This window comes from Candidatus Nitrospira salsa (genome assembly GCF_965152625.1).
The window spans coordinates 615,204-628,581 of record NZ_CBCUCO010000004.1; the positions used below are offsets into that span (position 1 = coordinate 615,204).

11 protein-coding genes and 1 pseudogene are annotated in these 13,378 nt (G+C 47.1%); 7 read left to right on the plus strand and 5 right to left on the minus strand.

Going from position 1 to position 13,378, the window contains the following annotated elements; translation table 11 throughout:
* Nucleotides 1–27: 27 nt before the first annotated feature.
* Complete coding sequence (locus tag ACWQXP_RS16925) at nucleotides 28–945, minus strand: alpha/beta hydrolase (protein WP_454064042.1); 918 nt, start codon at nucleotides 943–945, stop codon at nucleotides 28–30.
* Nucleotides 946–1,090: 145 nt separating this feature from the next.
* Here ACWQXP_RS16925 and ACWQXP_RS16930 point away from each other — a divergent pair, with 145 nt between their 5' ends.
* The 5 genes and pseudogenes from ACWQXP_RS16930 (at nucleotide 1,091) to ACWQXP_RS16950 (ending at nucleotide 5,881) form a co-directional block, all read left to right on the plus strand.
* The gene (locus tag ACWQXP_RS16930; protein ID WP_454064043.1) at nucleotides 1,091–2,752 is read left to right on the plus strand and encodes a fumarate hydratase; all 1,662 of its coding nucleotides are present in this window, start codon (nucleotides 1,091–1,093) and stop codon (nucleotides 2,750–2,752) included.
* Nucleotides 2,753–2,867: 115 nt separating this feature from the next.
* On the plus strand, nucleotides 2,868–3,056 hold the full coding sequence (locus tag ACWQXP_RS16935) for a DUF4258 domain-containing protein (protein ID WP_454064044.1): 189 nt from the start codon (nucleotides 2,868–2,870) through the stop codon (nucleotides 3,054–3,056).
* A complete protein-coding gene (locus ACWQXP_RS16940) occupies nucleotides 3,053–3,277 on the plus strand; it encodes a DUF2283 domain-containing protein (RefSeq protein ID WP_454064045.1) in 225 nt (74 codons plus the stop codon). Before ACWQXP_RS16935 ends, ACWQXP_RS16940 begins: the two co-directional genes overlap by 4 nt.
* A gap of 86 nt (nucleotides 3,278–3,363) precedes the next feature.
* A pseudogene (locus ACWQXP_RS16945) lies at nucleotides 3,364–3,526 on the plus strand (fumarate hydratase C-terminal domain-containing protein); the annotation flags it as partial.
* Between the two features lie 909 nt (nucleotides 3,527–4,435).
* On the plus strand, nucleotides 4,436–5,881 hold the full coding sequence (locus ACWQXP_RS16950; protein ID WP_454064046.1) for a YecA family protein: 1,446 nt from the start codon (nucleotides 4,436–4,438) through the stop codon (nucleotides 5,879–5,881).
* Nucleotides 5,882–6,326: 445 nt separating this feature from the next.
* Here ACWQXP_RS16950 and ACWQXP_RS16955 read toward each other — a convergent pair whose 3' ends face one another.
* Both ACWQXP_RS16955 and ACWQXP_RS16960 read right to left on the minus strand, forming a co-directional pair.
* A complete protein-coding gene (locus ACWQXP_RS16955; RefSeq protein WP_454064047.1) occupies nucleotides 6,327–7,079 on the minus strand; it encodes an SDR family oxidoreductase in 753 nt (250 codons plus the stop codon).
* A 267-nt stretch (nucleotides 7,080–7,346) separates the two neighbouring features.
* Nucleotides 7,347–8,372: a metal-dependent hydrolase gene (locus ACWQXP_RS16960; RefSeq protein ID WP_454064048.1), complete on the minus strand. Its 1,026-nt coding sequence runs from the start codon at nucleotides 8,370–8,372 to the stop codon at nucleotides 7,347–7,349.
* A 340-nt stretch (nucleotides 8,373–8,712) separates the two neighbouring features.
* Between ACWQXP_RS16960 and ACWQXP_RS16965 the strand changes: the two genes are divergently transcribed.
* A complete protein-coding gene (locus ACWQXP_RS16965) occupies nucleotides 8,713–9,255 on the plus strand; it encodes an FKBP-type peptidyl-prolyl cis-trans isomerase (protein WP_454064049.1) in 543 nt (180 codons plus the stop codon).
* 402 nt (nucleotides 9,256–9,657) lie between these two features.
* On the opposite strand, the gene ACWQXP_RS16970 is transcribed toward ACWQXP_RS16965, so the two are convergent.
* Nucleotides 9,658–10,692, minus strand: a complete 1,035-nt coding sequence (locus tag ACWQXP_RS16970) for a PKD domain-containing protein (RefSeq protein ID WP_454064050.1) — start codon at nucleotides 10,690–10,692, stop codon at nucleotides 9,658–9,660.
* Nucleotides 10,693–10,853: 161 nt separating this feature from the next.
* Nucleotides 10,854–12,029: an NnrS family protein gene (locus ACWQXP_RS16975; RefSeq protein ID WP_454064051.1), complete on the minus strand. Its 1,176-nt coding sequence runs from the start codon at nucleotides 12,027–12,029 to the stop codon at nucleotides 10,854–10,856.
* A 426-nt stretch (nucleotides 12,030–12,455) separates the two neighbouring features.
* On the opposite strand from ACWQXP_RS16975, the gene ACWQXP_RS16980 reads away from it, so the two are divergent.
* Nucleotides 12,456–13,163, plus strand: coding sequence for an ABC transporter permease (locus ACWQXP_RS16980; RefSeq protein WP_454064052.1), 708 nt, complete (start codon nucleotides 12,456–12,458; stop codon nucleotides 13,161–13,163).
* The last annotated feature ends 215 nt before the right edge of the window (nucleotides 13,164–13,378 follow it).

Consider the following 13,378-nt stretch of genomic DNA (forward strand, 5'->3'; position numbering starts at 1 on the left):
GGCCTTTTTCAACATTCTCTAGATTTCCTATTTAGTCATTGGAGAGGCACAGGCCAAATGCGTATTGAGAAACGACAGGACTCGGGCTTCGTAGTCTGCCGGTGCAAACTGGTATATGTCTTGATGGTGGGCTCCTTTTACGAGCCAGAGTTCTTTCGGAGAATTGGCCGCCGTAAAGAGGGCTTTTGTTTCTGACGGGAGTGTATGTTGATCGCGTGTGCCTCCTATCACAAAGACAGGGACTTCTAGAGAACGAATGGAATCGATAGGACGAAGTTCTTCTAGGTCTAGACCATATTGCAGCTGCAGCTGAAAGAGCAGGGGATAGGCTAGGAATGGCGCAAATGTGCCAACGCGCTGACGAATGCGGTTCATGACAGCGTTTTCGAGTCTTGAATTTACCGCCTCGAGAATCAGAACATCTACGTTGAGGGTGGGGCCATTTAAGACTGCTGAGACACCTCCCAATGAAAACCCAATGAGACCGACCGGATTCGATGAGTTTTGTTGTAAGGCAAATTGCACTGCGGCTTTGACATCGTCTTGCTCCAGATATCCAAACGTGATGGTTTGCCCTTCGCTTTCCCCGTGAGCTTGAAAATCGAATAACAATTGCGAGTACCCGGTTTTGTGTAAGAATGGCGTTCTGCCCGCCATGCTCGCACGGTTGCTACGAATTGCATGCGTCAGGATCACGGTGCCACAATCGGAACGTCCTGGTATGTACCAGCCAGCCAGACGCTTTCCTCTGGAATTAGAAAAATGTACGGATTGAGCCGGTAACAAAGTCGAGGGCGTAACGACCGTGGCTGGGGCAGGAGCAGTGAGCCAGGCTCCAGTCCAATACGTCCCTGCGATGAGGACGATAAAACACAGCAGTGAGCCCAAAACAATAAATCTAAGGTATTTTGTCATGGCAGTGGGGAATAGGAGATTCTCAAACATTTTGATTCCGAGACTCTCTTCATTCTACACGATAGACATAACGTGAGTTTCATCTCCGCCCTGCCTTGCCAAGCATGTTAGATAGCCATTACCGTAGAGAATCTCAGCAGCTCATATCTGTACGTCTATTGAAGGAGTCACGACTATGGCCGAATTTCACTATCAAGAAATCTTTGAGCACACAGTTGATAAAACTAAATATCGTAAACTCACGTCTGACTATGTTTCCACCACGACTTTTGAAGATAAAGAAATCTTGAAAGTAGATACGGTCGCATTGACCCTCTTGGCGCGCGAAGCCATGGATGACATCTCGCATTTACTTCGAGCAAGTCATCTTCAGCAGTTGGCCAAAATTTTAGATGATCCTGAAGCTTCGGACAATGATCGGTTTGTCGCGCTTGAGTTACTGAAAAATGCCAACATTGCAGCCAGCCGCGTGTTGCCCGGGTGTCAGGACACCGGGACGGCGATTGCGCTTGGCTATAAGGGGCAACAGGTTTTTACGACTGGTGAAGATGCGGAAGCGCTCTCTCGTGGAATTTATGAGGCGTACGATCAGCGGAATTTGCGCTATTCGCAGATGGCTCCGATTGACATGTACACCGAGAAAAATACTGGCAATAACTTACCGGCGCAGATTGATCTCTATGCCGAGTCGGGTTCGCAGTACCGGTTTCTGTTTATCGCCAAGGGTGGAGGCTCGGCGAATAAAACATTTTTGTATCAAGAAACCAAAGCTCTGCTGAATCCGAAATCTTTGATGAAATTTGTCGCCGAAAAAATCCGTACGATCGGGACCTCGGCATGTCCGCCCTATCATTTGGCGTTGGTGATTGGAGGCATGTCCGCAGAATTCACACTCAAGACGGTGAAGCTGGCCAGCTGTCATTATCTGGACGATCTTCCAACATCTGGAAACGACTTGGGTCGCGCATTTCGTGATCTCGAATTGGAGCAGGAAATTTTACAACTCTGCACAGAGACGGGCATCGGTGCACAATTCGGAGGAAAATACTTTGCCCACGATGTTCGTGTTATTCGACTTCCACGTCACGGGGCGTCCTGTCCTGTAGGGTTGGGCGTGTCATGTTCAGCCGATCGTCAGATCCTTGGAAAAATTTGTAAAGATGGTGTGTTTCTCGAGCAGCTTGAGACCAATCCTGCACAATATCTTCCGGAAGTGATGGAAAAAGATCTCGAAGGAGAAGTCGTCAAGATTAATTTAAAGCAACCCATGCCAAAAATTCTTGCAGAACTTCGCAAATATCCGGTTGCGACAAGACTGTCGCTCACGGGACCTCTAGTCGTTGCACGAGATATTGCCCATGCCAAACTCAAAGAGCGACTGGATTCGGGTGAAGGTCTTCCGCAATACATGAAAGATCACGCGGTCTATTATGCTGGTCCAGCCAAAAAGCCCGAAGGTCATGCCTCAGGTTCTTTCGGACCCACCACGGCCGGTCGCATGGATTCGTACGTCGATCAGTTTCAGTCTGAAGGCGGCAGCATGATCATGTTGGCCAAAGGCAACCGCTCCAAACAGGTGCGGGATGCTTGCGGGAAATATGGCGGATTTTATCTAGGTTCCATTGGCGGTCCCGCTGCACGCCTAGCTGAACACAGCATCAAAAAAGTCGAAGTCCTCGAATATGAAGACCTAGGCATGGAAGCCATATGGAAAATCGAAGTCGAAGACTTCCCCGCCTTCATCGTTGTCAATCATGAAGGCAAAGATTTTTATGCGGACCTTGCAGCCCAACGTCCTCCAGCGTTGGTGCAGGTTGGAGAGCTGGAGAAGAAGTAGGTCAAACATGAGAAGCAAATGCTTTCCAATGTGGCCAATAGGTAGAAAATAGTGGATTATCAATTGACCGAACATGCGCAAGCAAGTTTGAGAAAACGATCACCAATTCGTATAGATGGATGGAACAAGTAATCACAAACCTCAAAAAGTGGAACCTGACCGCATTGATCCTGAACTGGAGCACCGTCTTGGCCGTATTCAAGCCTATGAAAATCAGGTACTGCGAGTGGTGGTCAAAAAAGACTCCAACCCGCTACGGATCATTACCTTGTATTTCGATCGTAAGATGAGGAATCAATTATGAGATTGAAAATTGACGAAGATGCCGATGCGTTGCATTTGCAACTGGTAGATGTTCCGGTAGAGGAGTCAGAGGAAGTTGCTCCTGGTGTGATCGTCGACTATGATGATTCCAATCACGTCGTGGGTGTTGAGTTGCTATATTTGTCAAAACGTCCGAACGCAATAAACCTTTCAGACTTTCAATTCGATACCAAGCCAAAGAAGATATCTACCACCTCTTGAGAAAATTGCCTTCTCTTTGTTGAATAACCAAGTCTCAGCTATCAGCCCCAACAAAGCAATTAGCCTCTGAAGGGCCAAGTGATTTCGCGGCCCGCTTGGCCGAACACCGCATCAAAAAAGTCGAAGTCCTGGAATACGAAGAACTAGGCATGGAAGCCGTGTGGAAAATTGAAGTCGAAGACTTTTCCCCACTTCATCGTCATCAATCACGAGGGCAAGGATTTTTATGCCGACCTGGCTGCACAGTGACCTGCCAGCCTCATTTAGGTTGCGGACTCAAAAAAAGAAAAGATACCGAGTCAATAAATTGGGATGAAGTTGTAAAAATCCAATATTTCCAATGATTACTTGCTCAAAAGTAAATTCTCAATTTACTGTTTTATGAATGTCTTCTTGGCCTGGAAACATACAAGCCATACGTTTACTTTACCTTATTCTGACAATTTTGAAGTTTCTTAAAAAAGCCTACAGTCACTGATCCTACGCTTGCTCGGGAAGCCTACATAAAGGCTAAAGAGTCGATATCAGAAAATAGGGCATCAAAGTAGTATTCACCAACCCCCCTCCCCTTACTTATTCGTAAAACTGTCGTTTTGAGTGCAAGTCTTCTACTAGGGCAGAGGATAGGGATCTTGATTTTCATTCAAATTGCTTTCGGAGTTCTTGCTTAGCCTCTTTCCAATCAAGTACCTGATCACTTCCAGATTGAACTCTTTGTTCCGTTTCTTGAAGAACGGATTCATGCCATGCCGGGGGTAAATCTATTGGTTTTCACTGGAAAGGCCTTCCCAATTGCTTTCATGCCTCGAAGTTTGTCTTCATGAGATGACGGCTTATTATTATTTGCGAATGTCTTCACTTTCCTTTAAGCATCAGCTACGTTCCATTTCTCACCGTTATTGTCATTGAAAAAAGTTCGAGGATCTAGGATTCTCTCATTTGTAGCTACGTGATTTCTCCGTCGACGAATCGTGACTTATTGACCCATTTCGCTTTCTACTCTCAGGAACCAGGCTGGGAAAATTAGTGAGCTGATGGTTGCGGAACAGGATGCATTATAGTGAAAATGGCAACAGGGCATCGACAAGCTATTGGTGTTATATGGGCGAGGCTTCTTCTTTTCGGGTAAGCCGACGAACTGTAGGTTAAAAGGTGCGTATGGCGAAATTTGGTCGTAATGATGCCTGCCCTTGCGGCAGCGGGAAAAAATACAAAAAATGTTGCCTTACCAAGGAGAGTGCGCCAATTGCCAGTTTAGCCTGGTTGAAAATGCGCAGGACGGAAGGGGAGCTTATCCCGATTCTGCTGAAGCATGCCGACAAATACTATGGCCCAGAAGCTCTTGTGGAGGCATGGGATGAGTTTTCCCTGTGGGACGACGTACCATTGGACCCGAGTTCTCAGCCTGAACTAGACACGGCGTTTCTTCCTTGGTTCGTGTTCAACTGGATACCTGACAATGCGGAGATAGAGGAGACAGAACATATTCCTGAAATGCCGGTGGCTCAGCATTATCTCGAGGCAAAGGGCTCACGACTGGATGAATTTCAACAGTGTTTTATCAAGGAAATCTGTTCACAGGCCTACAGTTTCTTTATGGTCACGGATGTTGAACCAGGCGAGTCTCTTACGCTACGCGATCTGATTCTTGGTCGGGAGGTGACGGTTCACGAGCGTCAAGCTTCATCTACATTGCCCAAAGCCTCGATTATTTTCACACGAATCATCACCATGGATGATGCCTCCATCATGGTGGGCTGTGCGCCCACGGTGATTCCGCCTATCTACCATAGCGATTTCATTGACGTTCGGGAAAACCTGGCAGAAAAATTTCCTAATGATGATCAAAGTTTCCTCTTTGAGTATGACATAGAGCTGCGCACCATGTATTACGACATTCGGGAGGAACTCTCTCACCCTTCCTTACCTCAACTACACAATACCGATGGTGACTACTTGCAGTTGACCAAGCTTTCCTACACTCTGACATGCACACCGCGTCAGGCTTTAGATGCCCTTATCACCCTATCAATGATAGAGGACGCTGATGAGTTGGCCCAAGACGGGAACCAGGATGAGCGTGGAGAACTGGTTTCCATTGAGTTTCCTTGGCTGAAGAAAGGGGGCCAGCAACATGCGAGCTGGGACAACACTGTTTTGGGCCACATTGTCATTAACCACGACCAGCTCACCATTGAGGTCAATTCGCAGGAACGGGCCGATATGATCAAGCAAGAGCTTGAATTCCTCCTAGGCAATCAGGCGATCTTCCGCAACGCGGTGATAGAGTCATCGGAAAAGATGCTTGAGGAAATCGCTAACCATTCGCCGGATACGAGTTTGAGTGATGAGTCAGATAAGGAATTACAGGAAACGCCGGAAGTTCAGGCGCAGTTACAAGAGATGTCAGAACATCATTGGCAGACATGGTTGGATACACCACTGCCCGCCCTAAAATCTCAAACTCCACGAGAGGCAGCAAAGACCGAAACCGGCAAGGAACGACTTCAAGCGTTGTTTTGGCAATTCGAGGCACATAATACATCACTGCAGTCGTTTACCCCTGATGTGGACACATTACGGCAGGCCTTAGGAATGAAGTAATTCGAGATGAATTTAATTTTGGGGTCAGACTCGATTAAATTATCTGCATCAGCAAATAGCTACAGTTCTTGCTGAGTGTTGCTAGGCAGATAATTATTGGTAGGTCAAGTCGCTAACTCGATACGATCCGTTTGGGGCTGAACTCAATACGGAAATATTCCGTGAAAAGATACGGGTTGTATATGGTTTATTGCTATATAGATTGTTGGTGATTCCCCAAAGAAGGAATGGGTATGGTTGCAAAATCAAAAAAATCACGCTCCAAGTTCCGAACGACCTCCTCGCCTGTGTAATTCGAGCCACTGGGAAGGGGATTACCCAGACAATTTGTCAAGGATAGGAACTTGCGTTCTCTAATAGGTAAAGTCAATCTCGAATTGGATTTAAAAAATCCCGGTTGGATTAATGATTGATTTTGATCCAAGTTCAATGATTGCCTTCCTCTTTAGAGCTGTGTCATTCCCCCATCGACGGTCAAGTCAATTCCCATGATGTAGGAAGAATCATCTGAGGCCAAAAACAAGGCAGCTTTGGCGATCTCTTCGGAGGTACCCATGCGTTTCATAGGATTCTCCTTGGCAAATCCACCTTTCACATCTCCAACGGCTTCTTGAGGAATTCCGACTTTTTCAAAAATCGGAGTATCGATCGGACCCGGAGCGAGGGCATTAACTCGGATTTTGCTTTCATAGAGTTCGCCGGACAAGGTTCTGGCGAGACTGCGCACGGCGGCTTTGGTGGCAGCGTAGACATTGGTCGAGGGAAATCCTTTTTGATCGGCAATGGACGTATTGAAAATGACCGATGCACCTTCGTTCAGAAGTGGCAAGGCTTTTTGTACATTAAAGAACAGGCCTTTGAAATTCACGTTGACCATGTGATCGAATGTGGCTTCATCCATTGATGTGAAGGGCCCAAAGGTGGCCACTCCAGCATTGAGGAAAAGCACATCGATCTTCCCAACGTCCTTCTGTATGTAGGCATAGAGTGCTTGAATATCATTCATATTGCCGGCATCCGAGACAATCCCAGCACTCGTTCCCCCGATCTTTTTGACGGCGTTATCAACGGCTTCTTGCCGGCGGCCCGTGATCACCACGGTCGCTCCTTCAGTTTGAAAGAGCTTGGCGGTTGCTAACCCTATGCCACTGTTTCCTCCCGTGATGACTGCGACTTTTCCGTCAAGTTTGTTTCCCATCGATTCTCTCCTTTTCTAGGATAGAGGTGTTAATTCTAAAATGTCAGGATCGCAGGTCGCTGTCAACTTTGCTGTGAGGCGCCTAGTTGCTCCTGCTTCCGTTGCCGAAGATTTGTTTAAGAAGAACCAACTATCTTTAATAATAGGTCATAATGAAGTGGTCGGGCTTGGTTTGATGGTTTTGATGTCTTAGTTTCACATGAGAATCGCAGTCGACCCTTGAAGTAAGATGCGCACTCATTCGCATTTGCCCATCAGGTCCAAAGTTTATTTTTTAGGATGAGTTTGATCCTCCCCGGACGCATCCCATAGTCTTTTCCAGACCCAGCGTAGTACCTGTTCCCAATTGGTGGTCGAGACTCGTCTTTCGCTGGTGATGGGCAAAATTTGTGCTTCACGATTTTCTCCGATATTAAAGCTAAACGCATAATTTGGCTCCATTCCCATACGTAGATCGGAGATGACAATTAGATTATCTTGCAGCCTGATCCCCCAGAACCCTTGTGTAAACCAATGAAGACCTTTGACTGGTTCATGGTCGGTGAGTGTGTCTAAGAAATGTCTGTCACTCAGATAATGTGTGAGTTGCAGATCTGTGGGTCGATTGAGAATCGAGTAAAATCCTTCTGCGTAGCCATCTTCTTCCATAATCAATACTCTCCAGAGAAGCGAATTGATTGGAGTTGGTTGGACGAGTATCTGTGTATAGGGTATTTGTTGCGCGGCTAAACGTTCTTGGACGAAGTGCTCCACATGCCACTTAGCGACGATAGTCCATGATAAATAGAGCGTACTGAGTATGAGGCCGAGTGTGTTAGCTGTATGTCCCAGTCCTTTCTCTCGACTCAACACGAGTGCGCCGATGACTCCAAGGAGCAAGGGTGTTGTATACAAAGGATCAATGATGAAAATTGTGGACCACATGATTGGATGATTGGACAGAGGCCAAAATAGTTGTGTGCCATACGCCGTAAAACTATCCAGCAGAACATGTGTCGCAAAGGCGAGATACACCAAGACCATCCAGGCTCGTATGTGTGCAGCACATTGTGGATGAAGTCGACGAATCATCCACGCCACACATGGAGTGAGGAGCCCCAGAATGACCAAAGAGTGAGAAAACGATCGGTGGGAAATAAAAGATGTAACGGGATCATTAAATGGAATGAAGACGTCGAGGTCGGGAATGGTGCCGCAGATTCCTCCCCACCAAATCGCCTTGTTGCCAACTTTTCTCCCCAGGGTCGCTTCTCCGACTGCAGCCCCGAGTGCCAGTTGGGTAACCGAATCCATATAAATCCCTTTGTCCTATCAAGAATCCCCTATATCCATCTTGAGGGGAATACTGTCACTTGTTCACCATCTTATCAGAGGTTCATTTTCTGTGTGACGTATTCCTATCCAACAGGAAAATAAGGGAAATTGCCGATGCGGTTAGCCTGCGTTCGTGCCAATTTGGATTGACTTGTAGACCTGACTGACCTCATTTGCCTACATAGCTATACCCGAAATTATCTGATAAATTGGTGTATCTAATCGTACCTAGTCTGGATCCGTTCGCCTTCCCCACTCCCAATCCGCGATCCTTTCCAGTCTACGCGACATTCACACCTTAATACGGAGGACTCATATCATGTCACTGCATTCATTGGCCATTCGAGTAGCCTGTTGTTCCATTTTCATAGCCGGAACATTAGCGACATCAGTGCAGGCCGAAACAGCAGAAGACGGTTCAGCGATGACGGTTTCTGACGGAAAAACGGTTTCGATGGAATATACGTTAACGTTGGAAAATAAAGATGTTGTCGATACAAATGTCGGGAGAGAGCCCTTGAAGTTTACTCAAGGCTCCCACCAAATTATTCCCGGATTGGAAACGGCTCTTGAAGGCATGAAAAAAGGTGATAGTAAGCAAGTGACGATTGAGCCAAAAGATGCCTATGGAGATCCACAACCGGAAGCGATCCAAGAGGTGCCAATCGACAAAATTCCACCTGAGGCGAGAAAAGTTGGTGCCACGCTCCAGGGAAAAGATGCACAGGGTGGCGTCGTTCATCCTCGTGTGACGGAGGTGAAAGACCAAGTGGTGGTCTTAGACTTCAATCATCCATTGGCTGGTAAAACCCTCAATTTTGATGTGAAAATCTTGGATGTCGAACACGAAAGTGCTCCGTAGTTTACTCTCATCGTAGTAGGTGAGTCTCGCTTTGAACAGCGAGGCTCGCTTTACAATTCTCACCCCTCCAATAGAACAACATAAGTAACACTGTGATGGGTATTCCCTAGCTGTTGTCGTTCCTGAATTGTTGCTCGTAGCTGTGTGAAGTAGCGCTACGGAGCACAGGCGCGACGCATATAGCTGTTTCAATAAAATTTCGAACGTCTGTCTGGGATTATTGCGCTAACTTTGACTCTCATCATTCCAACGGTCATGCTGTCGATTGTTTCAATCAGAGAATTGGAGTTCATGAGCCATTGGACTGTTGAGCTACTGTCAATTTGGTTTCACGATATCTCGTAACATACAGACAAAAAACTTTTTACACGAGATACGAAATACGAGCGACGAAAAACGGCCCTACGGTTCGACGGAAATATCGACAAAGGCTGGAAAACTATCGGCGCCCTGAATGTCTGTAACTCGAAGTTTGAACCGGAATGTTTTGGTATCTTCGACGTACGGTGCAAGAAAGCTGGCTTTCGCTGAATATGGATCAAGAAGAGCGACATTACTCCCACCAATTTGCGACCAATAGTACTGAAGCGATCCGCCTTCTGGGTCATAACTGCTCAGGGCATTGAGTTGGACTCGCGAACCTGATGGCACTGATCGATTCTTTCCCGGGTTCGCTTCTGGAGATTCATTGGGGTCATCTTGTATTTCAACGATGACGGCGAGTGTCGCTTCTTTTCCTCGGTTCTTTACTGTAATCGTTGTGGTTCCATTACCAACCAATTGCATGAGGCCGTCTGAGTTGATCAACACGACCTTCTCGTTGGACGAATGATAGGTGGTTCCGGAGGACTGAAAGCGGAGAGGTCGTGTAATGCCGTCAGCAAAAATGCCGATGACTGGAAGCTCGGCGATGGTTCCGAGGAAGTCGACTTTGTCATAAACAGTCGCGGCAGCGGCCCGACCGAAGGCAAGGGGTTTATTGGTTTCAAAATCTATTTCAACTAACTCGGCTTCCGGCTTGATTGTCAAAAAGACTTCATCAAAAATTGCCCATTTTTCTTCGTGAAACTGCCCGCCTTTCCTTTCGCCAACGGCGAGTAGACGCAGTTTCCCGACAGCGGTCTCTGGAATTTTGATCGTGCCTCCAAAAGGCGGATCGTCTTTTTGCGTGGATGTTCGCGCAAGATTTTCATCGACTGATTCCAGAAGCATGTCTTCATGTTCCCGATACCAATAGAATTTTGACTGGATGAGGTTGCTGAGATCGTTCGGGTCCAGTCGAACGGTAATGTCTTGCCCTGACTTGAATGTGCTGGAATCTGTGGGCTCCAGAATCGTAAAGGCTAAGCCGCTCTCTCCAAGAAGCAGGATCATACCGAGGGGAAGGAAAAGAAATTTTAAAACCCAAGGTGATGGATGGTTGTATGGGGTTAACATAGGTCATTCTCCGAAAGCTTCATGAATGGAACGGGGGAACGCGGCATCCATTATCCACTTGAAGCTTTTCTCCATATTTTAAATGTTGTGAGTGGGGTTCATTTTGTAGCCATTTTATATAGTATTTTCAAGCACTCACACCTCTATTATCAGGGATTGGGTTATGGCTCGTCCAGACTCGGTTTTAAAAGAATCGGTCCATAGACGATGGCAAACACCACATACGCTCCACTCCAGCATGCTGCCGCGACATTGAGCAAAAAGGGCTCCGGTAGATGGAGGCTTGGTCCGAATACCCGTAGAATTGCTCCGATGTTGATCAGAAGGTAGATCAGGACGGTTACGGCATTTGCCTGTTTGGGCCGACCGGTATGACCGAGGCTGGCCCTGGTCATGACTGCTAAGGTCATGACCCCGATTGCTCCGGTCGTGAGCGCGTGCAGGGCATCTTCGATCAACAGCCCAATGCCAAGAGTTGAAATTCCCAAGATGAACAGTGAGATCGCGAGCCATGCATATCCAATATGAAGAATGCACACAAGTGGTTCAGGCCATGTGACCCATCCTTGCCAGCGCATCAGGCGAACGCTATTGATCAATCCTGCTAATACCAATGCAGTGCCAGTCACCAGTGATTCTGGAGAGATAACCCATGCCAATGCGGCGATCCCAACGAGCGCAATCGAGATGCTGTCAATATAAGAAAAAGGTGCTGGTCGATTTGATAAGCCATGTTGATCAAAGAAGTCTTCGGTAAAGCTGGGAGTGATACGTCCACCAATCAGCGTAAGGAGCATCATCATGAGCGCGAGTGCGATTCTTGCGGCCAGGTCAGTGTTGGTTTGGCTAAGAGCTAATACATGAAAGAGGATATTGGCACTTGCATACAGACTGATGATGACCCCTATCGGCAACCGATTCCAGGCTTTCGCTGTCACGATTTCATACCACACAACTCCGGCCACCATAGTCAGAAAGGCGGCATCCGTGATGGCGACAAAAAGAGGATAAAGCCAGTGTGTGGCGATGGCCGCACGACCCAGCAGCCATGCAATCACAAGCAGCATTAATGGGAGCCCGCTTATTGGAGGGCGGTCGGTCCAGTTGGGAATGGCTGTGAGAAGAAATCCTGTGATCACGCAAGGCAGAAACCCAAAGACCATTTCATGTACGTGCCAATCACGGGATGGATAAAGAAATTCAATATCAGTTGCACCGGAAAGGATGAGTGCCCAGGCAGGAATGGCGAGGCCGGCAAACAAAGCGGTCAATAAAAAGAACGGTCGAAACCCGTATGACAAAAGTGCTGTGCCATGGTATGTGGTCGTGTCATTCATGGTGTTTGATTTATTGTGTTGTTGAGTATGATTCTTTCGCCAAACGTCTGCCTGCAAGTAATTTGGCTGTATAACATGAATATTGGTCGACTATAGCTGGCTATATCCGTCACATTGGTAACGCACAGAGAAGACTCCCTCTTGAGCAATTGTCATCGCATATTGGGCATATTGGAAAGATATATAGTTCGGCCGGTCATTAACTTGGTTTCGCTATACTCTAGTGATTGGGGAGTGAGTCGTCTAGAGTATAGGTTTCGTTAAGATGAGTCGACCATTTGTTAATTTCATACTCATCGATACTTTCGCAATTTTTGAAATTCTACCTGAAAGATATGCGAAATGATTCATTGAATTCTCAAGTGACAAGAAGACAATCTTAAGCAATCATTGGACCACTTCCTGACGCCGAAAGGTGCGATACGTATGAATACGTCTATCCAAGCTGTCTCATTTTCGGGGTTACTGTGGGCATTCGTGCCAGCGATAATCGTGATTGTCATTTTGTATCGATGGACCATGGATGGACAAACGGCGGTGTATGCGGTGGCACGAATGCTCGTTCAATTGCTGCTTATTGGATATGTACTGACGTATATTTTCGAGGCAGAGCAGTCAGGTGTCATCGTGTTTGTATTGATGGTGATGCTGGGTGCGGCCAGTTGGATTGCCTTGCGTCCTCTCAAGAACAAGCAACCCTACTTGTATCGAAATGCTTTAGGTGCCATTGTGATCGGTGGAGTTTCGACGCTCGTCCTAGTGAGTCAGTTGGTGTTGGAGGTGCAACCGTGGTTTTTCCCTCGTTATGTCGTGCCGCTTGCAGGAATGATCTTTGCCAGTTGTATGAATACCGTGAGCCTGGCCGCTGAACGGTTTGAGGCTGAATATGAAAAGGCCTGTTCGTATGTCAAGGCGAGAAATGCGGCCTTGCACTCCTCGCTGATTCCTGTCATCAATTCGTTATTTGCCGTTGGTTTGGTGTCGTTGCCAGGGATGATGACCGGGCAAATTCTCTCGGGTGTTTCCCCACTTGTGGCGACGAAATATCAGATCATGGTCATGTGTATGATTTTCGGATCATCCGGGATATCCGCGTCGCTCTATCTCACGTTCGCAAAGGCTCGAACGTCATAGTTTGGGTGGGGGATCACGCATCCGAACGGTCGCCTTGGTTTTAAAGAGAGCCCCACGGATAACCGTCAGAGGTTCGGTGAGGTCAGTCGAGGATTGGGAAAGTACGAGGATTTGTATGGTACGATGAAGGTATAGAGGTTTACCACATGTGTTGTGGTCTCTTATTGGACAAAATCCAACAGTTTACAGGGAGACATGATGTATTTCCCCTGAGT